General features: G+C 49.2%; 27 protein-coding genes. 16 read left to right on the plus strand and 11 right to left on the minus strand.

From position 1 onward, the window contains the following. Positions 1-511: 511 nt before the first annotated feature. The 6 genes from BM412_RS06950 to BM412_RS06975 all read right to left on the minus strand — a co-directional run bounded on the left by BM412_RS06950 (position 512) and on the right by BM412_RS06975 (position 3,479). On the minus strand, positions 512-1,033 hold the full coding sequence (locus tag BM412_RS06950) for a GNAT family N-acetyltransferase (protein ID WP_256256162.1): 522 nt from the start codon (positions 1,031-1,033) through the stop codon (positions 512-514). A gap of 72 nt (positions 1,034-1,105) precedes the next feature. Next, complete coding sequence (locus tag BM412_RS06955) at positions 1,106-1,738, minus strand: hypothetical protein (protein ID WP_091215592.1); 633 nt, start codon at positions 1,736-1,738, stop codon at positions 1,106-1,108. A gap of 12 nt (positions 1,739-1,750) precedes the next feature. After that, positions 1,751-2,158, minus strand: coding sequence for a permease prefix domain 1-containing protein (locus tag BM412_RS06960; protein WP_091215595.1), 408 nt, complete (start codon positions 2,156-2,158; stop codon positions 1,751-1,753). Position 2,159: 1 nt separating this feature from the next. Next, complete coding sequence (locus BM412_RS06965; RefSeq protein WP_091215596.1) at positions 2,160-2,486, minus strand: PadR family transcriptional regulator; 327 nt, start codon at positions 2,484-2,486, stop codon at positions 2,160-2,162. 180 nt (positions 2,487-2,666) lie between these two features. Next, on the minus strand, positions 2,667-2,921 hold the full coding sequence (locus BM412_RS06970; RefSeq protein WP_091215599.1) for a hypothetical protein: 255 nt from the start codon (positions 2,919-2,921) through the stop codon (positions 2,667-2,669). Positions 2,922-3,065: 144 nt separating this feature from the next. Then, a complete protein-coding gene (locus BM412_RS06975) occupies positions 3,066-3,479 on the minus strand; it encodes a VOC family protein (protein WP_091215602.1) in 414 nt (137 codons plus the stop codon). Positions 3,480-3,675: 196 nt separating this feature from the next. On the opposite strand from BM412_RS06975, the gene BM412_RS06980 reads away from it, so the two are divergent. The 8 genes from BM412_RS06980 to BM412_RS07020 all read left to right on the plus strand — a co-directional run bounded on the left by BM412_RS06980 (position 3,676) and on the right by BM412_RS07020 (position 13,465). Beyond that, positions 3,676-4,659: a substrate-binding domain-containing protein gene (locus BM412_RS06980; RefSeq protein WP_091215603.1), complete on the plus strand. Its 984-nt coding sequence runs from the start codon at positions 3,676-3,678 to the stop codon at positions 4,657-4,659. Next, the gene (locus BM412_RS31785) at positions 4,656-6,095 is read left to right on the plus strand and encodes a sensor histidine kinase (protein WP_143111572.1); all 1,440 of its coding nucleotides are present in this window, start codon (positions 4,656-4,658) and stop codon (positions 6,093-6,095) included. Before BM412_RS06980 ends, BM412_RS31785 begins: the two co-directional genes overlap by 4 nt. Next, positions 6,092-7,690: a response regulator gene (locus tag BM412_RS06995; protein WP_177245691.1), complete on the plus strand. Its 1,599-nt coding sequence runs from the start codon at positions 6,092-6,094 to the stop codon at positions 7,688-7,690. Before BM412_RS31785 ends, BM412_RS06995 begins: the two co-directional genes overlap by 4 nt. 55 nt (positions 7,691-7,745) lie before the next feature. Then, positions 7,746-8,849 (plus strand): D-xylose ABC transporter substrate-binding protein, encoded by a 1,104-nt coding sequence (xylF, locus tag BM412_RS07000; protein ID WP_091215608.1) that lies wholly within the window; start codon positions 7,746-7,748, stop codon positions 8,847-8,849. A gap of 187 nt (positions 8,850-9,036) precedes the next feature. After that, complete coding sequence (locus BM412_RS07005) at positions 9,037-10,134, plus strand: sugar ABC transporter substrate-binding protein (RefSeq protein ID WP_091215611.1); 1,098 nt, start codon at positions 9,037-9,039, stop codon at positions 10,132-10,134. Positions 10,135-10,230: 96 nt separating this feature from the next. Then, complete coding sequence (locus tag BM412_RS07010) at positions 10,231-11,751, plus strand: sugar ABC transporter ATP-binding protein (protein ID WP_091215613.1); 1,521 nt, start codon at positions 10,231-10,233, stop codon at positions 11,749-11,751. Between the two features lie 11 nt (positions 11,752-11,762). Further along, entirely contained in the window at positions 11,763-12,938 is a 1,176-nt protein-coding gene (locus tag BM412_RS07015; RefSeq protein ID WP_091215616.1) for a sugar ABC transporter permease, read from the plus strand. Positions 12,939-13,054: 116 nt separating this feature from the next. Beyond that, positions 13,055-13,465, plus strand: coding sequence for a hypothetical protein (locus BM412_RS07020; RefSeq protein ID WP_091215618.1), 411 nt, complete (start codon positions 13,055-13,057; stop codon positions 13,463-13,465). Here the strand turns inward: BM412_RS07020 and BM412_RS07025 are convergent. Beyond that, positions 13,442-13,705, minus strand: coding sequence for a metal-sensitive transcriptional regulator (locus BM412_RS07025; protein WP_091215621.1), 264 nt, complete (start codon positions 13,703-13,705; stop codon positions 13,442-13,444). The genes BM412_RS07020 and BM412_RS07025 overlap by 24 nt on opposite strands. Before the next feature lie 132 nt (positions 13,706-13,837). On the opposite strand from BM412_RS07025, the gene BM412_RS07030 reads away from it, so the two are divergent. The 7 genes from BM412_RS07030 to BM412_RS32050 all read left to right on the plus strand — a co-directional run bounded on the left by BM412_RS07030 (position 13,838) and on the right by BM412_RS32050 (position 21,022). Continuing rightward, positions 13,838-14,575: a 2-phosphosulfolactate phosphatase gene (locus BM412_RS07030; protein WP_091215622.1), complete on the plus strand. Its 738-nt coding sequence runs from the start codon at positions 13,838-13,840 to the stop codon at positions 14,573-14,575. A gap of 96 nt (positions 14,576-14,671) precedes the next feature. After that, the gene (locus tag BM412_RS07035) at positions 14,672-15,550 is read left to right on the plus strand and encodes an AraC family transcriptional regulator (protein ID WP_091215625.1); all 879 of its coding nucleotides are present in this window, start codon (positions 14,672-14,674) and stop codon (positions 15,548-15,550) included. A 334-nt stretch (positions 15,551-15,884) separates the two neighbouring features. Beyond that, entirely contained in the window at positions 15,885-17,141 is a 1,257-nt protein-coding gene (locus BM412_RS07040) for a cytochrome P450 (RefSeq protein WP_091215627.1), read from the plus strand. A 58-nt stretch (positions 17,142-17,199) separates the two neighbouring features. Beyond that, positions 17,200-18,252: a CHAP domain-containing protein gene (locus tag BM412_RS07045; RefSeq protein ID WP_256256168.1), complete on the plus strand. Its 1,053-nt coding sequence runs from the start codon at positions 17,200-17,202 to the stop codon at positions 18,250-18,252. Positions 18,253-18,330: 78 nt separating this feature from the next. Beyond that, positions 18,331-19,143 (plus strand): adenosylmethionine decarboxylase, encoded by an 813-nt coding sequence (gene speD, locus BM412_RS07050; RefSeq protein WP_091215634.1) that lies wholly within the window; start codon positions 18,331-18,333, stop codon positions 19,141-19,143. 187 nt (positions 19,144-19,330) lie between these two features. Next, positions 19,331-20,392: a hypothetical protein gene (locus BM412_RS07055; protein ID WP_091215637.1), complete on the plus strand. Its 1,062-nt coding sequence runs from the start codon at positions 19,331-19,333 to the stop codon at positions 20,390-20,392. Positions 20,393-20,863: 471 nt separating this feature from the next. Beyond that, positions 20,864-21,022 carry a hypothetical protein gene (locus tag BM412_RS32050; RefSeq protein WP_177245692.1) on the plus strand — a complete coding sequence of 53 codons (159 nt, stop codon included), beginning with the start codon at positions 20,864-20,866 and terminating at the stop codon, positions 21,020-21,022. 68 nt (positions 21,023-21,090) lie between these two features. On the opposite strand, the gene BM412_RS07065 is transcribed toward BM412_RS32050, so the two are convergent. The 4 genes from BM412_RS07065 to BM412_RS07080 all read right to left on the minus strand — a co-directional run bounded on the left by BM412_RS07065 (position 21,091) and on the right by BM412_RS07080 (position 24,367). Continuing rightward, entirely contained in the window at positions 21,091-21,420 is a 330-nt protein-coding gene (locus BM412_RS07065; RefSeq protein ID WP_091215643.1) for a DUF3992 domain-containing protein, read from the minus strand. Positions 21,421-21,447: 27 nt separating this feature from the next. After that, positions 21,448-21,816 (minus strand): DUF3992 domain-containing protein, encoded by a 369-nt coding sequence (locus BM412_RS07070; protein ID WP_091215645.1) that lies wholly within the window; start codon positions 21,814-21,816, stop codon positions 21,448-21,450. A 169-nt stretch (positions 21,817-21,985) separates the two neighbouring features. Continuing rightward, positions 21,986-22,333 (minus strand): bacillithiol system redox-active protein YtxJ, encoded by a 348-nt coding sequence (gene ytxJ / locus BM412_RS07075; RefSeq protein WP_091215648.1) that lies wholly within the window; start codon positions 22,331-22,333, stop codon positions 21,986-21,988. A gap of 96 nt (positions 22,334-22,429) precedes the next feature. Then, on the minus strand, positions 22,430-24,367 hold the full coding sequence (locus BM412_RS07080; protein WP_091215650.1) for a glycosyl hydrolase family 18 protein: 1,938 nt from the start codon (positions 24,365-24,367) through the stop codon (positions 22,430-22,432). A 283-nt stretch (positions 24,368-24,650) separates the two neighbouring features. On the opposite strand from BM412_RS07080, the gene BM412_RS07085 reads away from it, so the two are divergent. Next, a complete protein-coding gene (locus tag BM412_RS07085; RefSeq protein ID WP_177245693.1) occupies positions 24,651-25,817 on the plus strand; it encodes a HupE/UreJ family protein in 1,167 nt (388 codons plus the stop codon). The last annotated feature ends 36 nt before the right edge of the window (positions 25,818-25,853 follow it).

Below are 25,853 nucleotides of genomic sequence, written 5' to 3' on the forward strand. Positions count from 1 at the left end.
CGACGCTCTAACGAATCGTAGAAGCCTTATTTCGTAGAAAAGGGCATCTCCAAAATTCTAACGAATCACAGAGGTCTTATTTAGCGGAAATGAGCAGAAATGCAGGGGTTTTGGAGCAAATAAGACCTGTAGAATTCGTTAGATTTCCAAATCGGGATTATTGGAGCAAATAAGACCTGTACGATTCGTTAGAATTTCGAATACCGCCATTAGCTGGTAGAGGAAAGGGTGCTCCCATGTTTGTTCGCGCGAGAAAAGCTAGTCCTGCGAAAGACAGCGTATTACTCCAGAATGTTTCAGTTTGACCGAAATTTAACATTCTTACCCTATACACACCGGATAGTGTGAAACGATATCTATACTGCAACGATTAGCAATCGGCTTATCGAATCGACCGATTTGCGCTAGTTCTATCCTGGAACGCCAGTCGATTCCAGCCTGCCGCGAGCAGAGCAAAACAAAAGCTGCCTCAAAAGTGGTATGCACCCTAGAGACAGCTTTATCCTGTTAATTAGCTATAAAATTTCTCGTACAAGCAGAACCCGCTCGGCGAAGTTCCTTTGTAGGTATAGCCGAGGCCGCTGTAGAAGGCGTTCAGCTTCGCGTTGTTTGCGATGCAGTCGAGTCGGATGCGATCTTTGCCTGGGAACGAAACGCCTTCCTCGGCCCAGCGAACAATGTCCGCTCCAAGGCCTTGTCCAGCGTATTCGCGGCTGATCGCCAAGCGGTGCAGATAGACGATCGATTCGTGACCATCCTTGCCCCATAAGCCATGATCCCAATCGCCGGGAACTTGCATCAGCAGGACGATGCCGGCAAGTACGTCGCCATCCTTGAACATGAACAGCTCGCCTTTGTCGATATGGCCGGTTACGTTATGGTGATCGTCACCGCTCAACAGGGCACTCCACTGGGTAGAGCCTTTACTCTTCAGCCAGGTAGCTGCACCGACAAGGAGCTCCATGACGGCAGGGGCATCGGCTGCTACGGCTTGGGATACGAGAATACGTGCGTTGGCTTGATTATTTTTCATGATGTATGATGGCATATGCAATTCTCCGTTTTACGTTTTTGATACCATTGTAGCATCATGCGCCTAAAGCGATCAAATAGGAGGGCGTTTCGCGTAGTAATGCATGCTGAGCGGCCACCAGAAAACGGCGAAAATGGGATAGACTGCCCAGATATGGTCAGGTGACGTAACGGCATTCAATACAATGAATAAGGAGCTGGTAAGCAGCGATGCGCAGAGGGCATACTCGAACCATTTGCGGCTGCGGCTGAAGTAAATGGACATCGGCCACCAAAGGGCAGCATAAGCAGGGAAGATGATCCACGGAAACTGAGGCGACAGCAGCAAATTCAGTGCGCCGTACGAAATAATGATGCAGAAGCTGCCGATCAGTGCCATGCGAAGCGTACCGGCGAAGCGGCCGGCATACATGATGATCGGCCACCAAATAATGGCGAAAGCCGGATACAAGAACCACGGATGCTCGGGACTTTGCGAAAGATTCTCCACGATGAGGTACAAAATGATCAGCAAGCTGGTTACGGCGGAGTAGGCTTTGAGCCTTCCGGAAGCAGCATAGTACATCGCAATCGGCCATTGGATAATAGCGAAAGCGGGGTGGATGACCCACAGATAGCCGGGCGATGTCAGATGGTTGACAAGAATGAGAAAAGCGATGCTCATCAGACTGCCCATCACGGCAAAAGCGACGCGGGGACTTGTCATCTCATGACCTCCTTATTTCCAGCCGAGCCACTTGTAGAACATTACAAGCGGCCACCAAGCGACGGCAAATGTAGGATATACGAACCAAATCGCGTTCGGCGTGTAGTAAATGTTGATGAACAGCATGAGGGCTACGATCAAGCCGCTTCCCCAGAGCGAGAAACCTAAATGCAAGCCATATTGCTTTCGTGCCGAAACGGGATCTTTACTGCTTGCGCCGAATTCCAGTTTAATATCGGAGATATCGCCGAACTCCACGATGGCTTTGTTAATCGCATCTTCCTCGGACTTGCCGCGGCGTATCAAATCGTAAACCTTTTCCTCTAAATTCTGAGTAATTTCCTCTTGCATCGATTGCTTCTGTTCACTGTCCGGTATATCTTGAAACCATTCCTCAACATGCGCACTAATCTTCTTCATCCTACAATCCCTCCATGAAAATATTAACGATCTCTTTGATTTCATGCCATTCTTCAACGGTTTCCTTCAAGTAAGCCTTGCCGAGCTTCGTAATCTTGTAATAACGCCGCTTGCTGCCGTGCGAGATGTCGCCGACGTACGATTCAATCAGCTCTTTACGCTCCAGCCTTTGAAATACCGCATACAGTGTGGCTTCCTTGATTTGAAAACGATCCCCGGTCCGCAAACTGATTTCTTTGGATATCTCGTAGCCATAGCGGTCTTCTTCATAAATCAGCCGCAAAATGATCGCATCGAGATGTCCGCGAATGATATCACTTCGAATCATGTATGGTCCTCCTGTACAAAATAAATAGATCTGTGATTTACTCTGCCACATAGTGCTCTATCTGACATAGTTCTATCTGATGGAGTAAATTTATCACAGATTACTCTATGTGTCAAAGTAATAATGAGCCGCCCCTCCTAAAAAAGAAAAAAGCGCCCCTATAGGCGCTCCGCATCGCTGTTATTTCACCAGTTTACTTAACCAAACACCGCTCAGTCCGCTGGTCGTCGCATTGTCCGGCCGCGGCCCTTTTTGAATGTTTTTGCTTCGATTGACCGCATTCTGTCCGCCTTGGTTGGCGTTAAATCCTACGTCCTTGTTGATTTGCCCACCGCTCTGAGCTTTCTGGATCCAGGTGAATCGACGATGATCGTTGTGGATCGTAATGTTGTAGGTGATGTTGATAATCGTCTTACCGCTGCGCAATCTTCCCATCATGCATCCTCCCATCCTATTTGTACACTATATGAATCTATCTAAGAGGTGATTATGTGTATGTCAGGTAGACGAATGCACGAATTTATGACAGAAAAAAAACGGGACAGCCATCAATAGGCTTGTCCCGTTCCATTATCGAAGTTACAGTCCTTGGTTGAACTGCCAAGTGATGCCGAATTTATCCGTTGTAATGCCGTAGAGCTTCGTCCAGAACGTTTCTTGAAGCGGCATGCTGTTGGATCCGCCTTCGCTGAGTTTCGCGTAAATACGTCTAAGTTCGTCGGCATCGTCCGATACGATTGCAAGGGTAATGTTGTTGCCCATAGTTAGAGGCATACCCGGGAATGTATCCGAGAACATGAGGTTGCTCCCAAGTACTTGCATGCGGGCATGCATGATGCCATTCTCCATGCCCGGAGGCAGCGGATGATCAGGATGCGGCGGGATTTCGCCGAATGTCGTCAAATTCGTAATTTCGGTATTGAAGACTTCCGCGTAAAATTCAATGACTTCGCGGGTATTTCCTTGAAAATTCAGGTATGCATCAACTGACATTCCGTTCACTCCTTCAGTGGTTTGGATGAAGAATTTTGGTCTTCATTGCCATATTGTATCATTTACCGCGGGATTAGAAAACATGAGTGTATCCGATCATAATTGCGCTTTATTATCGCCGTTTGGCGGAGAACTGTGCAGAATAGATGAATCGTGATAGAATTACGTGAAAATCGCTAATTGCTTAGGAGAAAATATGAAAAAACCTATTTTCTTTACCCTTTTTGTGGGCATCTGCCTGGTGGCGTTGACAATTACTTTATATTTGATGTTATATCGTAATGACGATCTGGATCCGTCCGATAACATGGAGAGCGCGGACAACCAGGCTTCCCCGCATATTGTCATCATTTCGCAAGAGCAGGGCAGCTACGTGATGAATGAAATCCAGAAGGGCGCCCGTTCGGCGGCCGCAAGCCATGGGATGCTGATTGACTTCTGGGGGGTATACCGCTCGAATGTCGAGGAGCTCATTAAGCAGGTCGATATTGCAATCGCTTCCAAAGTGGATGGCATCATTATTGAAGGCGTGGATCGGCCTGATTTCGTGCAGATCATTAATAAGGCGACGTTTCGGGGAATTCCGGTCGTGATGATCAATTCCGATGCGCCCGGAAGCTTGCGTAAAACCTATGTCGGCTCGGATCATTATCAAGAAGGTATCGTCATGGGCAAACATATTGCGCAAGCATTGAACGGGCAGGGAATTATTGGGGTCGTTACGAACATGGAGAGCTCGGATACGGACAAGCTGCGGCAGAGGGGTTTGCGAGAGGTGCTTGCTCAATACAAGGGGATCCAACTGGTCTATGCGTCCAAGGATAACGAGCATGTGCAGGCTAATGCCCAAACCAATGATATTCTGAATCATTACCCGAAGGTGAATGCGTTCATCGGACTTCCGACCGAATCGGGGAAAAGCATCGTTCAGGCCGGCGATTCCCGCTCGCGAACGCATGGTTATGATGTGTTTATGTTCGACAATTCTCCGCAAACGGTCAAACTGATCCAAGATGGACTAATCGAATCCGGTCTGTCCCAGCATTATGAGGAAATGGGGCAGATGAGCGTCGATCTGATGAAGCGCTGGCTGGACAGCGAGCAGCTTCCGCTGAACAAGCGCTATTTTACGCCGATTAGTGTTGTTGCCGCTTCCGCGGACGGAGGTGGGGCGAAGTGAACACGATCCGTAACAAAATGATGCTGCTGTCCATTCTCATCTGGATCATCATGGCGGTCATTTGGCTGTCGATGAGTTTATTCAATCAGCGGACGGTGGAGAAATATAACGAGATTCTGCAGCGCTATCTGTTGATGAACCAAGCTTCGGAGCAAAGCCAGCAAGCGCTCACTTCACTCAATAATTATAGAATTTCACTGTCGCAGGAGAGCCTGCAGCAGTATTTCGACGATAGCAATAAACTGCTGCACACCAAATCCGAGCTTAATTGGCTGCGCAACGCGAACAATGCCATGCTTCTTGACAATTTTCAACATATGTTGGAGAGCCAGGCGGAAGCGATGGGGTTGGCGGTTCGGTTTCAGAAGGACAACAATGAGGATGAGGTAGCGAAGAAATTCGACGAGGCATCCAATATTTCGAAATATATCTCGGAAGCGACTTTGACGCTGATCAGCGGCGAACAGAAGACCTATGATGCCTTCTACCGCAAAATTATCAAACGCAGCGATGATCTGCTCAAGATGGGCTTTTGGACGCTCGCGCTCGTATCGTTAATGCTGCTTATTTTCTCCTTCCGGTTCGTAAACAGCGTAACGCAGCCGATTCTTAAGCTGACGCAGTCGGCAAGGGAGCTGTCGCGGGGAAATTTCCACAAGCCCATTGAGATCAATAACAATGATGACATGTCGTTCCTGGCCAAAACATTGGATACGATGCGTCTGAATATCGGTAATTTGTTTGATGAAATTCAGAGTAAAGCCCAGCTGGAATACGATCTGCACAAGCATAAGCTGATGCTGAAGGAGAGCGAACTGAAGAGCCTGCAGAGCCAGATCAATCCGCATTTTCTATTCAATACGCTGAATATGCTCTCTAAGGAGGCATATTTGGCCGGCGCCGACAAAACAAGCGAGCTGATCAGCTCGGTTGCCGGAATGCTTCGCTACAACTTGCGTCGGATGGACAGCAGAGTGACGCTCGGAGACGAGGTTGAGGTACTGGAGGAATACTTGGCGATCCAGAAAGCGAGATTCGGGGATCGTCTGAAAGTCGTGCGAGAGATTGATGAAGCGGGACTGGATATCGACGTGCCGATTCTCATCCTGCAGCCGCTCGCGGAGAATGTATTTATATATGCGATAGAACCGTCGGAAGATGGCGGCACGTTAACGCTTCGCGTGCAGAGTCATGAGGAGCATGTCACGGTCGAAGTATCCGATACGGGGCAAGGCATGGACGCCGATCAGATTGAACGGCTCCTGGCTGACACGGATAATTCCATTTACAAGGGTCATTCCACCGGCATTGGCATTCGGAACGTGCTGCACCGGCTGCAGCTGTTCTATGGGGTTGAAGATATTATTCAGATTGACTCGAAGATCGGAGAAGGAACATGCATTACGTTAACGCTTCCGAGGAGGCCCAAGCTATGATACGGATATTGATTGTCGATGATGAGCCGATCGAGCGCATGGCGCTCCAGCGGATCATTGAAACGAGCTTCACGGAGGTTGAAATTGTCGGACAGGCTTCCAATGGACGAGAAGCGATCGAATCGGCGGAGCTCCTGAAGCCGGATCTGATTACGATGGATATTAAGATGCCCGGCATTAACGGGCTGCAAGCGATCGAACGGATTAAGACGTTTAACGATACGGTGAAATTCATCGTTGTGACCGCGTTCGATACGTTTGAGTTCGCCAGATCAGCGCTGCAAATGGGAGTGAGCGACTACTTGCTGAAGCCCAGCAAGACGACGGTCATTCAAGAAACGATCGGGAAAGTCGTCCAAGAAATAAGATCGAATCGGATGGAATCCGAGCATCGGCGGATGGATTCGGAGCGTCTGCGCAGAATGCTTCCGATCGTGGAGGCGGATATCGTTTCCCAGCTGCTGTTTGACGATACTCCTTCCTTGCATCTAAGCGAAATGATTGATTTATTGGGACTGCCTGTAACCAAAGGCGGCTTCGTCATCAATTTGCTGCTCTCGGAATCGTCCCATGATGGGAGACATGAACACGGCCGGCACGAGGAGCTCGAAGGACTTCATGCCGTCATCGTGAAGCAGTTGGCCGATTGGAACGTTCACTGCTGGATCGGTAAAATTACCGGCAATCAAATTCCGATTATTCTCTTCATGGAAGGCGAGCAGTCCTATCGCAGCTATGCAGTAATCATGGGCCGAAAGCTTGTGCAGGCTGCCTTGCGTCACAGCGGATATGAGCCTTTTGCCGGAATTGGCGGTTTATACGGTGAATTGAAGGAATTGCGCAAATCGTACCATGAGTCGATGCTGGCTTCCGTTGATCTGTCGCTGCCGGCGCGGTTTTGCTTATATGAGGATCTTCCTCGCCATGACAGTAAGTCGATCAGCCGGTTGACGATGGATTTGGAGAAAAATGTGCTTGAAGAGGTTCGCCGGGGACATTTTGATGCGGCGGCTGATCTGGTCAGGCAAATGATTGATGTGTATGAAGGAGCGGGAGAGCGCGTCGCCATCGCGCAGCAGCGTGTGTTTGAAGTCATCGTCATCGTCAGCCGGATGCTGCATGAGATGGGCGTGGATGTCCAAAAGCTATATTACCAAGGCCAAACGACGAGTTATGTGCAGCTTCGCGCAGAAACGCGAGTGCTTATTGCGGGCATTGCGGAAGCCGCGGCACGGAGCAATGGCGAGTTGGAGACGGGCTTGCTCTTGAAACTGAAGCATTATATTAAGGATCATGCGCATGAGGACTTGTCATTGGAGCGGTTGGCTGCAGTCGTGGACAGGAATCCGTTCTATGTGAGCAAGCTGTTTAAGGAACAGTTCGGCATGAACTATATCGATTATTTGACGGAGTGCCGCATGGAGGCTGCCAAGCAATTGATGTTGGAGTCGGAAATGAGTTTGAAAGAAATTACGTTTGAGATCGGCTATAATGATCCCAATTATTTCAGCCGCGTCTTCAAGAAGATCGTGGGTCACTCGCCGACCGATTATCGAAAACAGCTGCTTCGTCCGACGAACAAGAAACAGCTGTAATGGAAAGTTGCGGAAAAGGAGGTTGAACGTGAGGCATCGACAACGACGAAGTCCAATGCAAGAGAAGCTGCTGCTTAGCTTGTTGGGAGTAACATTGCTGCTGACTGCTTGCTCACTTGGCGGAGCCGGATCCGGTGCCGATGCAGGTGTCCGGGCAGGGACCAAGCATGAACCCAAACAACAGGTCGGCAATAAACAATCGATAGTCAAGGCAAGAGATGATCATCAAGTGGTCATTGGCTTGTCCCTCGATACATTAGAGGAAGAACGCTGGAAGAAGGATCGGGATTTGTTCAAAGCTGCCGTTGAGGGGCTCGGAGCGGAGGTGGATGTCCAAGCGGCCAATGGCGATGACGCTAAACAGATCGCCCAAGCGGAGAATATGATCTCCCGCGGTGTTGATGTTCTCGTTGTCGTGCCTCATAACGCCGAAGCCGGAGCAGCCATTGTCGCCAAAGCCCATCAAGCGGGCATTAAAGTGATATCGTATGATCGGCTGATCTTAAATGCCGATGTCGATCTCTATATTTCTTTCGATAATGAGAAGGCCGGCGAGCTTCAGGCCAGAGCCATCGTGTCAAAGGTACCAAAGGGTAATTATGTGCTGATTGAAGGGGCGGATACGGACAACAATGCCCATATGTTCAAGAAAGGTCAGATGAAAGTGCTCAAGCCTTTCGTGGATCGAGGAGATATCCGCATCGTCTATGACCAATTCACGAAAGAATGGATTCCTGCCAACGCCAGAGCGAATATGGAAGAAGCGCTGAAAGCCAATCATAATGCGATCGACGCCGTTATCGCTGCCAATGACGGAACGGCAGGCGGAGTCATCGCGGCGCTGGCCGCTCAGCAAATGGCAAGCCATATTCCTGTCTCCGGTATGGATGCCGAGCTGGCGGCCGCGCAGCGAATCGTGGATGGGACGCAAACGATGACGGTCTATAAGCCGATTCCGAAGCTTGCGGAGGCTGCGGCAGACCTGGCCGTTCGAATGGCGATAGGCGAGAAGGTGAGCACGGTCAAGACCGTATTCAACAAGAAAATCGATGTGCCGGCCATCTTGCTTGAACCGATTGCCGTCGATCGATTGAACATGGATGCCACAATTATTGCCGATGGATTCCATCAACGGGCAGATATTTATCGGACAGAGTAAGGCGAAGAAGCGGTAGACCGGCGAAGGGGCTGGTTTACCGCTTCTTTTGTTTGTCCACAGAACGTGAAAATCAAAATAGTGCAGACGGTATGAAAAAAGTGCTATAAGTTAGCGCTTTCATGCTGTATATCCGGTGCTATAGTTGGTTTTGTAAACGCTTTAGTATATTGAGAGGGGAAAACAAATCATGAAAAAAGGTTTTAAATCGATCGCATTAGTAATGGTCATTATGTTGTTCGCAGCAATCGTCTCTGCGTGTGGCGACAGCAAGAAGGTAAGCGTAGGTATCGTATTGCCGACGAAAGATGAGCCGCGTTGGGTACAGGATGAAACGCGCTTTAAAGCAGCGCTTGACGGCACCGATTATTCGACGGAAATTTTGTTCAGCCAAGGTTCTTCGGCGAAAGAGAAAGAGAACGTGGAGACTCTGATCAATAAAGGAATCCAAGTCCTTATCATTTGTCCGCAAGACGGCGACGCAGCTGCAGCGGCAGTAGAAGCAGCTAAGGATGCCGGCGTTAAAGTAATCTCGTATGACCGTTTGATTACCAAAACGGATGCGGTTGACTACTACGTTACGTTCGACAGCATCGCTGTAGGTAAAGCGCAAGCACAATACCTGGTTGATCATGCCAAAGGAAACGGCCAGCCGCTTTACTTGTACGCAGGCGCAGCTTCCGATAACAACGCATTCTTGTTCTTCCAAGGCGCATGGGAAGTGCTGCAGCCTAAGATCGCTGACGGTACATTCAAAGTAGCGAACTCCAGCGAAGCTGAAGGCTTGAAGGACACAGCTGAACTTTCCCGCGATCAACTGAGCGGCATTATCGGTCAAGTTACAACGAACTGGGATGCCAACGAAGCTAAGAATAAAGCCCAAACGCATTTGACCGCGGCTGCTGCCGACATGAAAGGCGATGTCGCTATCTTGGCGCCAAATGACGGAACTGCTCGTTCGATCGCCGATGTATTCGCTTCCGATAAAGCGGTTACAAGCTTTGTCGTTACAGGTCAAGATGCGGAGCAAGCTTCCGTTCAATACGTGATTGACGGTAAACAATCGATGACCGTTTTCAAAGATGTTCGCAGCTTGGTTAAAGACGCAATGGGGATGGCGATTTCCATCTTGGATGGCACTACACCTGAAACTACCGGCTCGTACAACAATGGCAAGATCGATGTGCCGGCAAAACAAACAGACGTTATCGTAGTCGACAAAGCAAATGTAAAAGAAAAGCTGATCGATTCCGAGTACTACAAAGCAGACGATTTCCAAGGGCTGTAAGCACAGCCGCTAATCAGTAGGTAACGCGGAATAGTGATAGCAGCGTCTATCACTATTCCTTGCTTGTAAGCCTGGTTTGGGTAAGGAGCGACAGACATGAGTGAATTCATATTAGAAATGAACGGGATTTCCAAGGAGTTTACAGGCGTTAAAGCCCTTTCGAATGTTAGCTTTAAGGTCAAGAGAGGCGAGATCCACTGCTTGATCGGAGAGAACGGTGCAGGCAAGTCGACACTGATGAAGGTGCTGAGCGGTGTTTACCCTCATGGCACTTATCAAGGCGATATCGTCTATAACGGCAGCGTCCAGAGTTTCTCGAAAATCAGCGACAGCGTGAAAGCAGGCATTGCCATCATCTATCAGGAACTGGCTTTATTTCCGGATTTGACGGTCTATGAGAATATTTTTGCAGGCAATGAAGTGAAGAACGGCGCGTTCGTGGATTGGAATCGCACGATCGTCAGAGCCGCGGAAATGCTGAAGAAGGTGAAGCTGAACGTCAACCCTGAGGTCCTAATCAAAGATCTTGGCGTCGGGAAGCAGCAGCTTGTTGAGATTGCCAAAGCACTAAGCAAAGAAGTGAAGCTGCTTATTCTCGATGAGCCTACGGCTGCACTGAATGAGGATGATAGCGAGAATCTTCTGCAGCTGCTTCGCGAACTGAAGAATCAAGGCATTACATGCATTATGATTTCACACAAGCTCAAAGAAGTTATTGCAATCGCAGACAAAGCTACCGTACTGCGCGATGGGAAAACGATTTGCACGCTCGATGCGTCCAAAGGTGAAATTACCGAAAGCATCATAATTAAGAACATGGTTGGTCGTGAGATCGACGATATTTATCCGAAGCGGGCTGACAAGCAATTCGGAGAGCCGATATTGGAGCTGCGCGATTGGTCTGCCTATGATCCGAAGCTGGGTCGAAGCGTTGTGAAGAACGTTCATTTGCACGTTAAAAAAGGAGAAATCGTCGGCATAGCCGGCTTGATGGGCTCCGGACGAACGGAATTGGCACAAAGCATTTTCGGTAACCCGAAGTCGTATAAATTGCAGGGCGAGCTGTACCTTGACGGTAAGCGCAGCGCATTCAAGCATCCGCAGGACGCCATATCCGCAGGCATTGCTTATGTAACGGAAGACCGCAAGGGTGACGGACTCTTCCTGATTCAAGACATTAAGAGCAACATTACGGCTGCTAACCTTCATGAAATTTCAACGCGGGGATTCATCAACAGCAATGAAGAAGTAAGCATCTCCAATAGCTACAAGCAATCGTTAAATATTAAAGCGCCATCCGTTGAACAGATCGTCGGCAACTTAAGCGGCGGAAATCAGCAGAAGGTATCGCTCGGCAAATGGCTGTTTGTCGGTCCGAAATTGCTCATTCTGGATGAGCCGACCCGAGGCATCGATGTCGGCGCGAAATTTGAAATCTATACGATCATGAACAAGCTGATCAGCGAGGGAATGAGCATCATTATGATTTCATCCGAGCTCGGCGAGATATTGGGAATGAGCGACCGTGTCTACATCATGGCAGAAGGCCGCATGACCGGCGAGCTGTCCATTGAAGAAGCCGATCAGGAAAAAATCATGCATTTTGCAACGCAATAGGGGGAAGACTTGTGAATTTCTATAACGAAGCAAAGTCGTTAATTAAAGTTAACATTCGCGAATATGGCATGTATATCGCCTTGTTCGTCATCATGCTGACCTTCTCCATCATGACAGACGGTCTATTCATGTCATCGCGGAACATCAGCAATTTGCTCGACGCAACCGGATATATCGCAGTATTGGCTGTAGGGATGACGCTTGTTATCGTCATTCGGCACATTGATTTGTCTGTTGGATTCGCAGCCGGATTTCTGGGAGCGATCGCAGCGATTTTCTTAACCGAGCTTGGTGTACCGTTCTACCTGACCATTCCCATCATTCTCGTATTGGGAATTGTGGTTGGTCTGTTTAATGGCTTTCTGGTAGCGCAAATCGGCATTCCGTCGTTCGTTGCTTCCTTGGCGGGGATGTTGATCTTCAGAGGAGCACTGCTTCGCGTAACCGAGGATACCGGGACGATTATTATTAAAGATGAGCATTTCAATGCAATCGGCAATGGATTTATCCCGTCTATCGTGAAGATTAACGGACTAAACCTGCTCTCCTTAATCTTCGGACTTTGTATCATCCTTCTCTATATCGTGATGGAAGTGTCTAAACGCAAGAACAAACTGAAATACAATTTTGAAGTGACCTCCATGAACATCTTTATGGTGAAGCTTGTGTTCGTTTCTGCCATTATCGCTTATATTACTTGGATTATCGCAGGCTACAACGGCTTTTCCTGGACGGTTATCATCATGCTGCTCGTCGTTGTTATTTATCAAATTCTGACTTCCAAAACCGTGCTCGGCCGCCATATCTATGCGGTAGGGAGCAACCCGGAAGCCGCGCATCTGAGCGGTATCAGCGTAAAGAAGATTACGTATATCGTATTCGGCTCCATGGGGATGCTGTCGGCGCTGTCCGGTATTTTGTTCACGGCTCGCTTGCAATCGGCTACGACAACGGCAGGAACGCTGTTCGAGCTTGACGCGATCGCTGCAGCTTATGTCGGCGGCGTATCCGCAGCAGGCGGGGTTGGTAAAGTAACGGGCTCCATCATTGGAGCGATCGTTATGGCTTCGCTGTCAAGCGGGATGAATTTGCTCGGCGTCGGTATTTCGTATCAATACATGATTCGCGGCGCCGTACTGGCAGCTGCCGTAATATTCGATGTCATGACGCGCAAGAAGAGATCTTAATCAGAGTGCCGCTTGCTCCGCGATAATCGTGGATCAGGCGGTTTTTTTATTGTTGCCGGGAGTGGACGGGTATCCTATTCATGAGGGATGACCAGCATGGATACGAGGGTGAGAAGATGTATTTACGCAAAATCAACGAGAAATGGTCAGCGTATGCGAAAGCGTGCGGGATCGAGGTAAGCGTAAGGATTACGAATACAACGAAACTCAGCGGCTGCAAGGGGATGTATATGGCCGAATTTCTGCATGCCGGTCTTCGCTATCATTTGTATCATGAGCTAGGGCAAGCGGACTATGAGCTGCGGATCGTCGATGAATCGTATGCCGTGACCAGCTTTGAGGCATCTTTTGGCTGTGAAGACGGGCAGGCCATCCTGCGATTGATTAATGCTTTTATGCAAAACAATTACGGCGGCATTCATACTTCAGTGGATTGCAGCAGCGGACTGGCGAAGGCGAAGCTGGATATTTATCGAGTCCGCTTTGCGGGAGGAGGCAGCCCATCATCTGCTCTTAATCAGCAGTGAGACCGCTTCTTCCACAAGCTTGCCGGTATCGCCGCCGGTTGCATTCTCTTCTCTGATGCATTGCTCGAGGTTCTTCGCGACGACATACGCGATCGCTTTATCGGCGGCACTTCGGACAGCCGAGATTTGGGCCACTACGTCCTTGCAATGCTGTCCTTCCTCCATCATATTTAGGACGCCGCGAATTTGGCCTTCCATTCTCCGCAGCCGTTTCTTCAAATCCTCATCATAAGTTGTCATATGGATTCAGCTCCTATTGCCGCCTAGAGCGGATATAGGTTTGATTATGGCTGATTTCATCTATTTTCTCAATATAGCCTGTTGGTTTATGGTAAAGTCTAGGAAAATGTATGTTGTCCATGGGGGGAAAACATGTCCGTCTCCGCGGTTTATCAGCAAACCAACTACACGGCGCGATTCGAATGGGGAATCGAAGGGGTGCGCGCTTTAGCACCTGTTTCGGACCTTATTGTCATCATTGATGTTCTTTCGTTTACAACTTGTGTAGATATCGTTCTTAATCGCAAGGGTATTGTCTTTCCGTATCCGTTCAAGGATGCATCCGCTGCAGAATACGCTCGCGAGATGAACGCATTATTAGCGGGGAAACGCGGCGAACCGATATCATTATCCCCTGCGAAGCTTGCGCTTCTTGAAGAGAACAGCCGAATTGTGCTGCCTTCGCCTAACGGGGCTACATGCTCTTTTATCGCAAAGGACAACCAATGCGAAGTCATTGCCGGAAGCCTGCGTAATGCCAGTGCAGTGGCGCAATATATACGGCGAAGAGGCGGCATTGTCACTGTTATCGCATCGGGGGAGCGGTGGAGCGACGGGAGTCTGCGTCCCGGTTTCGAAGATATGCTGGCAGCCGGCGCCATACTGAGCCAGCTCCATCCAATCGAATTATCACCTGAAGCCGGGAGTGCGGCAGCTGTATTCGAAGCATCCCGAAGCAAGCTCGCATCCATGGTTGCGGCATGCAGCTCAGGCCAAGAGTTGATCGCAAGCGGATACGAAGACGATGTCCGGCTGGCATCGGGGCTTGATTCGAGTTCGGTCATCCCCGTACTTGATCATCATGGTGCGTTTGTTAATCGATCGAACTGATTCCATAGATGATACACATCCTGCATAATCGTGCACGAATAGTCGGATTGCGCAATCGGCGTTCTGTTAATTTAGAGAGGTAGGAGGGAGGAACTCATGAACTTACTGGCAGATATGAACGGCGCCATCGCCTATATAGAGGACAATCTGACGGAGGAGATTGACTTCAAGGAAGTCGCAAAGTTGGCGATGTGCTCTGAGTTTCATTTTAAGCGAATGTTCTCATTCTTGGCAGGCGTATCGTTATCCGAATACATTCGTCGCAGACGCCTTACACTTGCGGCATTCGAGCTGCAAAGCAGCAATGAAACGAAAATCATCGATATTGCCGTGAAATATGGGTACAACTCGCCGGATGCGTTCACCAGAGCATTCCAAGGCTTGCATGGCCTGACTCCGACGGAAGCAAGAAGCAAAGGTCAAACGTTAAAGGCTTTTCCGAGAATGACATTTCAATTAACGATTAAAGGAGGAAATGAAATGAACTTCCGTATTGAAGATAAAGAGGCTTTCCGCATCGTAGGGTTAATGAAAAGGGTTCCGATCATTTTCCACGGTGTAAATCCGGAAATTGCGGCGATGGCGGGCAGCTTAACCGAAGAGAAGATTCGGAAGCTGAAGAGTCTCTCTAACATCTCGCCACAGGGCATGCTCAGCGCATCGACGAACTTCTCAGAAGAGCGTATGGAGGAAAAAGGGGAGCTCGACCATTATCTCGGCGTTGCTACAACGCTTGAGTGTCCGGAGGATATGGAGAAGCTGGAAGTGGCGCCAAGCACATGGGCCGTTTTCGAAGCGGTAGGACCTTTTCCGGATACGCTGCAAAATGTCTGGGGACGGATTTACTCCGAATGGTTCCCGTCATCGAGCTATGAACAAGCACAAGGCCCTGAGCTGTTGTGGAACGAGAGTAAGGATACGACATCTCCGACCTATAGAAGTGAAATTTGGATTCCGGTGCGTAAGAGACTATAACTTGAAGGTGAAAGGCGGGGCTTAGCAGAGAGTGAACACATACGTCCGGTTTCCCGTTATTTAAAGCAAGTGGGTAGATTCCCGGTGGAAAATGTTCAAATAAGCTCTCTGGCAACCGTTAGAAATTAAAAAAGATATATTCATGCCCCAATAACCAATTTAACAACCGTTAGAGTTGGAACGCGATAAAACAAGCGCTCATCGGGAAAGTACACTGAAGGATGGCCTTAACAGCCATCCTTTTTTCTTGTTTTCATTCGTCGCTTCGAATGATGCAACTTTTGGCAGCCGGCTCGCGTACTATGTGCATGCAAAAAATTAGGAGGCGGAGCTGTTGCAAAATCAATCGCGTACCTTTGAAATCTCGGAAATCGCTTCATGGTTTGGACCGTATAACGTACAGGTTCATGATAATCCCTATTCGTTCTACAACTATTTGCTCGAGCAAGAGCCGGTTCGATATCTGGAATGGCACAATATGTGGGTTGTTTCCCGTTATGAGGACGTTAACCGCGTCTTGAAGGATCCGCTGTTCGTCCGAGAGAACCGAAACGCGATGCCGCAGCATCAGCAGGAAGAGCAGCCGCCGCAGTCGCAGAATACGCCGTGGGAGCCCGTTAATAATCTCTTGGACAATTGGATGCTTCTTCGAGATGCGCCGACGCATACAAGATTGCGCGGGCTTGTCAGTCATTCCTTCACACCGCGGTCCATGGAGAGGCTGAAGCAGAATATCCGCTCCATTGCGGAGCATTTAGCGGAGCAGATGGCAGAAGAGGATCAGCCTGATCTCATACAATCGTTCGCATTTCCATTGCCGGTTATCGTCATTGCCGAGATGCTCGGCGTACCGCCGGAAGATCGCGAGATGTTCAAGGAATGGTCGCATACCTTCGCAAGAATACTTGAAGGCGGCGGTGACCAAACGCCAGAATTTGCAGAACAATCCGTTCGAGCGGCCGTCGAAATTACAGCTTATTTCCGCAGCTTAATTGCGGAACGTAAAGTTTCGCCGCGTGAAGATATGATCAGCGATTTACTGGCCGCTAAAGAACAAACAGATGCGCTGACCGAGCAGGAGCTTATCGCTACATGCGTATTGCTGCTTGTAGCCGGTCATGAGACGACGGTGAATCTGATTGGCAATACCATGCTTGCGCTATTGAACCACCCGGAACAATATGCGCGTTTACTAGAAAATCCCACTTTAATTCCTTCTGCGGTTGAAGAAGGACTGCGATATGAAAGCCCGGTACAGATGACTTCACGCCTTGCATCTGTCGATTACGAGCTTGGCGGGCAGACGATCCTGCAAGGACAGGTGGTCCAAGTGATGCTTGGTGCCGCAAACCGCGATCCCGCTCAATTCTCGCATCCGAATCAGTTTGATATTGGCAGGACGCCTAATCGCCACCTGGCGTTTGCTTCAGGAGCTCACTTCTGCCTGGGTGCACCGCTTGCCCGACTGGAAGGCGAAATCGCGCTGACTGCGATGCTGAAACATTTTCCGCAAATGCGGCTTGCAGACGCGGCTCCGAATTGGCGCCATAATGTTCTGTTCCGTGGCATGGGGACGATGCATGTACGCTGAGGCGATATCCGGTACGCAGCCGGCTCGGCATGAAAGTATTAGAATCATGCTTCATACCATGTTGAAGTCCATAGATAGCGCGGCGTTAAGGGAAGAAGCAGGCACTTATTCGCACGGCGTATCTACGTTTACGTCAGTCCTCGCGTTAAAGAGAGGGTATGATCAAGAGCTCGCGTCAATTGCCGGTTTGCTTCATCATTACTATTACTACAAAACAGGCATTGCAGACTTTCCCGGCGTCAACAGCGCTGAAGCCGTACGGCCTCTAATTAGAGATATGGGTTCGTTTAGTTCGGAAGAGCAGCATACGATTATTCATGCCATATGTCGTCATAGCGATCGGGAACATGTCCACGAACCCTATGACGAAATCGTCAAGGATGCGGTCGTGCTGCAGCACTATTTTCAACATTCCGCTCGTCTTGTCTCGAGGGAGGATTTGCCCAGGCTTCAACACGTACTGAACGAGCTGAACCTTCCCAGTGGGCAAATAGCAATAGAAATCAAACCTGATGTACAAGCGATTGGCGGTAATCCGGATAGAAGAGCGCTGCTTGCAGACATTGCCGAACAGCTTGCCTCGCAAGCTATTATCGGCATCCCCGGTAATCGCAGCTATCGGGAGATTTGCCAATACTGGCCTGACGCTGATATCTATAGTGTGCTGAAAGGCAGCTGGTGTGCGGCTTTCGTGTATCATTGCTGCAGGCTGGCGGGCATTCTGCTTCCGATTCGTTATCCGAATAGCGTGTGTCGATTCGCAGGTGTCGGAGCATGGCTGGAATGGTCGCAGCTGCCTGAGCATGAGTTTTTCTATCGAGATAGGCAAGTTGGTTTCACACCTCAGCGCGGCGATATCGTCATCTATGAGAAGCTGCTGTCTGATCATGCGCATGATCATATCGGTGTTGTACTCGCTTGCGATGACGATGAAATCCTTGTGGCCGAAGGAAATCGGGACAATCAGAATTACTCTTGTGTTTTCCGAAGGGATCGAGCGGTGTGCATTCTTGGTTATGTCCGAATCGATAATCGGTATGTGTATCATTACGCAGGTGAATATGACCCGCTCGGCTTACAAAAAAAGAAAAATAATCCGATTCCGGGATAGAAGCTGCCCGGACTTCCCATTCTAAGTATACAGTCGTTTATTTTCGCGCCGGAGGCGTTACACTTAGGGGGAGTTCAATTGCCGTTAACATCGGAGCAGCGCATTACGCTGCATGGCTTTAACAACTTGACCAAGTCGTTAAGCTTCAATATGTACGATATTTGCTTTACCAAAACGAAAGAAGAACGCGAATCGTATATCGCTTACATAGACCAGCAATATAATGCGGATCGTTTGACCTCGATATTGAAAACGGTAGCCGAGATTATCGGCGCCCATGTGCTGAATGTTGCCCAGCAGGATTATGAGCCGCAAGGGGCAAGCGTAACGATGCTTGTATCGGAAGGTCCGCTCGAGCAGGCGACACATGAATCGTTCGAGGAGTCGCCGGGACCGGTTCCAAACGGCGTTGCCATGCATTTGAACACAAGCCATATCACGGTGCATACGTACCCCGAATACCATCCGGACGAAGGCATCAGCACGTTCCGCGCAGATATCGACGTCTCCACCTGCGGTGAGATTTCGCCGCTTAAAGCGCTGAACTATCTCATTCGCTCCTTTGATACCGATATCATGATTATCGATTACAGAGTAAGGGGATTTACGCGCGATATCTACGGGCACAAGCTGTTTATTGACCACGAAATCAGCTCGATTCAGAGCTATATTCCGGAAGAAATTCAAGATTTGTATCAGATGATTGACGTGAACGTGTATCAGGAAAATATTTTTCACACGAAATGCAAGCTGCGGGAATTTGATCTGAACAATTACTTGTTCGGGTACACGAAGGACACACTCAGCAAGGATGAGCAGCAGGAAATTGAGAAAAGCGTAAAGTGGGAAATGGACGAAATATTCTACGGAAAAAATATGGTGTTTGCTTAAGCAACTCCTAATGAGGCTTGCCACTTCGGTGGCAGGCTTTTTTTATTCCCTGTTAATCGCCAAATTTGATGAATTACAGGCTTGAGTACAAGCGATGAAGAGCGATAACCATCTACTAGTAATAGTGAAGCTGGGATTTGCAGAGATAGTAGACTGGTTGGTCAGATGGAACGGAGGGGCATAAGTCATGCCAAATGGTAACTCGAAATTCGGCGACGTTTTCCTGGAGAGCTCGCTCCGCCGACATTGTTCTTGTTCGGGCTCATCTGCGCTGAGCTGCGACGGGCTCTCGAAGGGAGGAGGCGGACAGTGCTGCCCGATTTGTCCGGCGGGAGCGACGGGAGCAACAGGGCCGACGGGAGCAACAGGGCCGACGGGAGCGACGGGAGTGACGGGTCCGACAGGGGCGACAGGGGCGACGGGGGCGACAGGAGCGACAGGGGAGACTGGAGAGACGGGTGCGACTGGAGAGACGGGTGCGACTGGAGAGACGGGTGCGACTGGGCCGACAGGTGCGACGGGGTCGACGGGAGCAACGGGGGCGAATGGGCCGACGGGAGCGACAGGTGGGACGGGGGAGACGGGAGCAACGGGGGCGACGGGGGCGACAGGGCCGACGGGAGCGACGGGTGTAACGGGAGCGACGGGGGCGACGGGGGCGACGGGGGCGACGGGAGCAACAGGAGCAGCGGGTGTGACAGGAGCAACGGGAGCTACGGGAGCAACAGGAGCGACTGGGGCAACGGGCCCGACGGGTCCGAATTTTGCGACAACCGGTTTCTCTGCGTTCTTGGCCACGCTGTCCATCGCTACGACAACCCAATTAACAAACTGGTCAGTCGCGAGCCCGTACTATGGGAATGTGGCATTCAATGCCACAACAGGCAACTTCACTGTTCCAGTTACTGGTAGATATGCCATTAAAGCTACGATCAATTACACAACGACTGCCGCGGTTTCGGTAACGCTCGGAGCCGGAATCAATCCCTATTTTGCCGTACAGCGCACTTCGCCAACGGCTACCAATTTAGTAACCGGGCTGCTGCCCGTACTAAATGTGAATGTCGTCTTAGTTTTATCTTTAAGAGCGGTGCTGGGGAACGGAGAAATTACGTTGGCAGGCGATGTCACGCTGAATGCAGGCGACGTTGTCGGTCTGTTTTATAATGCGGATGGGTTGACGATTTCCATTAATATCGGAAGCGGTGTTTCAAGAGGCGTTGTATGGTCGATGTTTGAGCTGACATAACACTGTGGAAATAAAATCCTGTTAAACAATGGCAATGCACAGAGAGCAGGCATTTAATATCAGAAAGCAGCGTCATTTTTAGGTTTATGAAAGAGGGGGAGTATGCTGAAAAAGACATCATGTCGAAGGAAGCGGCCCTCTAACCTATCAAGAAAAAAATGTGAACCGCGGATGAAGTGCGGGCCTAAACATAGACGCCTCTGCCGATCTCATCCAACGCCGCTTTGCCGGCCAACAACAAACAACATCATACTTCCACAGCCACCCTATATGCATCCGCCCGATCCCCCTGATCCGCCTAAGAAGCTAAAGACATACACGTTTGATAAGGAATGCTGCGGAAGTATATTGCTTCAAGGGGAGCAGTCCGAATTTCAACTGTGGGAACTGGACGTCTACTCCATGCAAACATTAACGCAAATAAGCATTTTTTCGAATGAAAAAAGTACGCAAGCCTTGGAGGTCGACATTGTGGGGCTAACCACCAAGCAAATGCTCGTCCCGCCTGGAAGCACCGTCAATTACATCGGGCAATCGGTAACGGCCGTTCTTGTCCCTGCACAAGGCAGCGAGTCGACCTATATCGAGGGGAAGTATGTCATATCCACTACGCTTACCCTACAAAGCTGATACCGTTATCATCCATAAGCAATGAAAAAGGCGACTCTCTAATTAATTAGGGGCCGCCTGAAGTTGGTTTAGAGGTTGTAACGAATGGTTATGCAAAATTCACCTTGCGCCGCCGCTATTGCCGTTAAATTGATCGTATCGAAGCGGCCGACCGTAAATGACGTGCTGCTGCCCGCCGGTATGATAATGGTTTGAATCGTAGCCGCATTGCGGATAAAGGTGACCGTGATCGCTCCCGTACTGGATTCGATTTTGACATAACCCGTCCCCGTAATAATTTGAGCTAAATTATCCGCATAAACGGTTTGTGTTCCGGCAGCCGTAAACTGCCAGTTCGTACACACTTTATCTTGCACCATGACTTTGTCCGAACAACAACTAAGTGCCGAATTGCACATGACATGTCCCTCCTCTGGTTGAATTCTCTAAATGGAATAACGGGTGGTTATACAGAATTCGCCTTGATAAGTACCAGCGGACGCGCCGGGTAATGTTAATCGGATGGAAGTGAAACGGCGGTAAGTAAAAGCAAGACTCATGCCAGGGGAAAGGGTGATGGGGGTAACCATGGGTGCGCCTGCGCTATTAAGCACATCAACTACAATGTCATCTGGGCCGACATCGTATTGGATATAACCCGTGCCCACCAAGTTTTGATTGATATTGTTTACATAGACGAGGAGTAACACATCGGTTGCAACGACGGTACCGCTCCATGGCGTACAAACTTTGTCTTGCACATATTCATTATTTGTACAGCAGGTTAAGGCTGTAACCGAATTATCACATGCCATAGTTAGAACCTCCGATCCATATTTCTAACTAGTTAATGCATGCTTCAGCCTGCTCGCTTGGACATTTGCCATCGTAAATTCTAATATATGGTTTTTAACAGTCGGTAAAATAACAAAAAAAGCCTCCTGACAAAAGCGTCTTCACGCTTCGATCAGGAGGCTTCGCTGATTAATTCATTACCGCAGTCATATGTGCTTCCGTGATGGACCAATGCGAGGCCGTCCAATACTTCGCTTTATCCTTGATTAGAATCACTTGCGGGGATTCATGTTTGACCGAAGTATCTTCGGCAATTTGATTGGACACCGGACGGGATTCAATAACCTTGACCAGAACAAAGTCGGTATCAGCCGAAGCTGCCTCGTTGTTCTTCAAGTAATTCGTGAACTCCGTGTACGCGTTCGCGCTTACCGGACATGTCGTGCTATGTTTGAAAACGACCAATGGACGTGAGCCGGATGCTTCAAACGCCTCATTCCACTCTTCAATGGATTGAATTTCTTTTAAATTTGACATACAGCAGTCTCCTAACTGATATGAAGTAAATGATCGAACAATAACTCTACTATCATACCATAACGAGATACCGAAGTACTACTTGGCCGGCAGCCGCTACTTCATTTGGAGCAGCATCGTCCACAGATCTGCCTGCTCATAACCGAGGCGCCAAGCGGCAACGCCGGCCAGATCGTATTTCTTCGCAATGTTGACGCGAGCTTTCACGGTGTCGGCTGTCTCTGCCCAGAATACATGCGTGTATCCGTCTTGGCCTGTATATTCGTATTTCCATTGGCCGGCAGTGGCGTCAAACGTGCGAGTAGCGCCTTGTTCGGCAATGATGCGAGGCAGCTCGCTCATAAAGATAGCTTTATTGTCCACCAGCTTGCCCGTCGCATCTATACGCCATTCCCGCACATAGAAAGGAATGCCGAGCATAAGCTTGCTGCGTGGAACGCCATAAGCCAGAAATTGCTTCACGCCATCCTCAACCCAAGTCAGTTCAGCAACGGAGCCGGCTTCGTCGCTTCCCTTCCAGTGCTGGTCATAGGCCATAATCATAATCATATCCACGATTTCGGCGAGTGCCCGCTGATCGTAAGCGGTTTTGGCATCCCATTTCACGTCGCCTCTTGGGAGATCGACCGAAACCGTTAATCCGGCTTTGTGCGCCGCGCTTGTAAACGAGCGAACGAATGCGGTGTACAAGTCACGATCTTTGCCGGCCATGCCTTCAAAATCAATATTCACACCTTCCACATCAAGAGCCGTAAGCTTGCTGACGAGGTTCGTGATAAACGAATTCTTCGCAGTTTCATTCCGCAGAAACGCGCTTGTCAGCACCGCATCGAATTGATTGCTTACGAGCGGAGTCAACTTGATACCGGAGGCCTTCATCGTTTGTACGAGTGCCGGATCCGAAGTATCCGTAAAGGTGCCATCCGCACTCGCCAGCTCAAACCAGGATGGAGAATCGATATCCAGCCCCTGGGTTTTGCCGACTTGATCCAACACCGTTGATGTTCTGGACGTACCGTTCCACCCCAGCAGCTGGAGCGACTTCTTATTGTTCCAGATTGCTCTGAGATCTGTTGACATAACGGTGGAACCCGCGTACGTATTGGCAAACTCAATTGCGCCTTTACGCGTATGGAACGAACGCAGCTTCTGGTCGCCTTGATAAACCGCCAGATACGGAACATTCGTCCACCAAGTCAGTCCGTTCTTCACGACAGACGCACCGGACAAGGATTTGGCATATTGAATCGCGCTTTGAATGCTATGGTACGAGGCCACAACCGGGCCCGACTGGACGACTGTGAACGTTGGGATGTTACTATGTACAATTTGACCCGTTGCTCGGTTAACTACGCTGCTCCCGGGTACTTTAAACGAAGCGCGGATCGCATCTAACAAAAAGCTGTAAGCAGGAGCGCTGTCTTGAACGCTGTCCGTTACAATGCTGTAAGTTAGCGACGCTTTGCGCTGAGCGGCTTTCTGTGCATCAGTCAAGTTATCCCATACCCACTGATTGGTTGCCAGCTCAATAATATGGATGTTTCCATAAGCTTTAGCTGCTTTCTTCGCATCGGCAAGAGTCACGAACGACCAGTTTGCCAGTGTTTTGTCACCTTGATACATTTGAAAATTTGGATAATTGCTTTGAATGAATCCTGGCTTCTCAAGGTCTCGGATTTGCGCGAAACGGACTTTGCTTGCAAAACGCTGTGCTTCAGTCAGCGTACGGAATTCCCGGCCGCTTGAACTCACACCGTTCTCGTACACCTTATACTTCGGAAGGTTGTCCCAAACCCATTCCCGGTTCGCGATTTTTTCCACATGCGTGTACGTGAATTGCTTAGCGTAAGCAACAGCGCTGCTCTCGGCAGCAAATTCCTTCATGGCAGCATCGTTGTGGTAGACACGAAATTTAGTCGTATTGTCTGCGGATGCAACAGCAGCATCACTATTGGTCGTTGATATCGTCGACAAAATCGCTTGAATAACCAGTACTGCCGCGATAATTACCGTCCATTTGTTACGAATAACCATCTGCTAATTTAACACTCCTCTCTGAATCTACTCTATTAGACGTAGAACAGTGGTGGAGGTTGCGAAGAAAACGACATTTTCCGATATTTACAAAACAGAATCGACGACGTCTTCCATTTCTCGGATGAACTAGAGCCCTCTTCAATTTCTGGGAGGGTTCTTCTCATTTTTTGGGCAAGATCAACAATTTCTTCATCTATCCATGATGTTCAACTTACATTCGGACTCTATAGTAATAAAGTTGTCTATAACGATCTTCGAGTTAGATAGAAAGGAGAGTCATGTGAGAATACGAGTGCAGGCAGGAGTTGTGTTGGCAAGCTTATGGATGTTTTTCACCTTGTTTGGGGGTACCGCGCAGGCCCATTTCAGTTCTACGGGATTTTCGGATATTACCATTAAGGATCACAAATTGGAGTATAACCTGTTTCTGCTGGAGCGAGAGCTGCTTGAAGCGCTTCCGACCATCGATCAGAATGGGGATGGCCAAATTTCAGCAAACGAACTGACTGACGGAAAGGATACACTCACCGCATTAGCGAATGACCGGCTGATCGTGACCGGAAACAGCAAAGTCGGGAACGGAGCAATAACAGCGGTAAAACAAACTGAAAAAGCAAAAATGCCCATGGTCGAAATCGACATCACCTATGACTTTGCGGAACCAGTTGAACGGTACATGGTTCAATATAACTTCTATGACGGATCCAATCCCGACCATAGAAGCTTTGCAACGATCCGAATGGGACAGCAGTCCATCGTGCAAGTCATCAACAGTTCAAACAATATTCTGGAGATGGAAGGCTATCACGGAGCAGACAACGGCAAAGAAGGACAATCATCGGATGATAGAGATGATCAGTCGAGCTTGATCACAACCTCATCGTCCTGGACTTCACAGCTGAGCGAGTATACGAAGATGGGGATGGAGCATATCTGGTCCGGCGCGGACCATTTGCTGTTTTTGGTCGGACTTATCTTAGCTGCCGGAACCAGCGGATGGACGATGCTGAAGCTAATCTCCGCGTTTACGGTCGGACACAGCATTACGCTTGTTCTATCCGCGCTTGATTTAGCGTCGCTGTCGCCACTAATTGTCGAACCTCTTATTGCGCTAAGCATCGTATTTGTAGCTTTTGAAAATCTGTATCGAAAGAATAGCAACGACAACAAACGCATGGCCGTAACCGTTATGTTTGGCATGGTTCATGGATTTGGGTTCGCTGAAATTCTTCATGGCACCTTAGCGGGCCATGTCGCGCTTCCGCTGTTCTCCTTCAATCTTGGAGTCGAGATCGGACAGCTTGCTGTTCTGGCTATTGTGGTGCCTCTACTGTTGCTGTGTCGGCGGTTTAAGCTCACTCAAAGCCCAATCTGGAAATACGGTGCATCCTCCATTGTCGGAATAATGGGCATGTACTGGCTGATTGAACGCCTTGTAACCATCTAATAAGTTGACCCTTACAACCGGAAGGAAGTGTTTATT

This window comes from Paenibacillus sp. BC26, assembly GCF_900116125.1.
Lineage (GTDB): Bacteria > Bacillota > Bacilli > Paenibacillales > Paenibacillaceae > Paenibacillus_Z > Paenibacillus_Z lignilyticus.

Coding starts and splice junctions, on each gene's coding strand:
- BM412_RS06950 (WP_256256162.1), bottom strand. CDS start 1,033: ATGAAAAATAATCAAGCCAACGCACGTATTCTCGTATCCCAAGCCGTA.
- BM412_RS06955 (WP_091215592.1), bottom strand. CDS start 1,738: ATGACAAGTCCCCGCGTCGCTTTTGCCGTGATGGGCAGTCTGATGAGC.
- BM412_RS06960 (WP_091215595.1), bottom strand. CDS start 2,158: ATGAAGAAGATTAGTGCGCATGTTGAGGAATGGTTTCAAGATATACCG.
- BM412_RS06965 (WP_091215596.1), bottom strand. CDS start 2,486: ATGATTCGAAGTGATATCATTCGCGGACATCTCGATGCGATCATTTTG.
- BM412_RS06970 (WP_091215599.1), bottom strand. CDS start 2,921: ATGGGAAGATTGCGCAGCGGTAAGACGATTATCAACATCACCTACAAC.
- BM412_RS06975 (WP_091215602.1), bottom strand. CDS start 3,479: ATGTCAGTTGATGCATACCTGAATTTTCAAGGAAATACCCGCGAAGTC.
- BM412_RS06980 (WP_091215603.1), top strand. CDS start 3,676: ATGAAAAAACCTATTTTCTTTACCCTTTTTGTGGGCATCTGCCTGGTG.
- BM412_RS06995 (WP_177245691.1), top strand. CDS start 6,092: ATGATACGGATATTGATTGTCGATGATGAGCCGATCGAGCGCATGGCG.
- xylF (WP_091215608.1), top strand. CDS start 7,746: ATGCAAGAGAAGCTGCTGCTTAGCTTGTTGGGAGTAACATTGCTGCTG.
- BM412_RS07005 (WP_091215611.1), top strand. CDS start 9,037: ATGAAAAAAGGTTTTAAATCGATCGCATTAGTAATGGTCATTATGTTG.
- BM412_RS07010 (WP_091215613.1), top strand. CDS start 10,231: ATGAGTGAATTCATATTAGAAATGAACGGGATTTCCAAGGAGTTTACA.
- BM412_RS07020 (WP_091215618.1), top strand. CDS start 13,055: ATGTATTTACGCAAAATCAACGAGAAATGGTCAGCGTATGCGAAAGCG.
- BM412_RS07025 (WP_091215621.1), bottom strand. CDS start 13,705: ATGACAACTTATGATGAGGATTTGAAGAAACGGCTGCGGAGAATGGAA.
- BM412_RS07030 (WP_091215622.1), top strand. CDS start 13,838: ATGTCCGTCTCCGCGGTTTATCAGCAAACCAACTACACGGCGCGATTC.
- BM412_RS07035 (WP_091215625.1), top strand. CDS start 14,672: ATGAACTTACTGGCAGATATGAACGGCGCCATCGCCTATATAGAGGAC.
- BM412_RS07045 (WP_256256168.1), top strand. CDS start 17,200: ATGTTGAAGTCCATAGATAGCGCGGCGTTAAGGGAAGAAGCAGGCACT.
- BM412_RS07055 (WP_091215637.1), top strand. CDS start 19,331: ATGCCAAATGGTAACTCGAAATTCGGCGACGTTTTCCTGGAGAGCTCG.
- BM412_RS07065 (WP_091215643.1), bottom strand. CDS start 21,420: ATGTGCAATTCGGCACTTAGTTGTTGTTCGGACAAAGTCATGGTGCAA.
- BM412_RS07070 (WP_091215645.1), bottom strand. CDS start 21,816: ATGGCATGTGATAATTCGGTTACAGCCTTAACCTGCTGTACAAATAAT.
- ytxJ (WP_091215648.1), bottom strand. CDS start 22,333: ATGTCAAATTTAAAAGAAATTCAATCCATTGAAGAGTGGAATGAGGCG.
- BM412_RS07080 (WP_091215650.1), bottom strand. CDS start 24,367: ATGGTTATTCGTAACAAATGGACGGTAATTATCGCGGCAGTACTGGTT.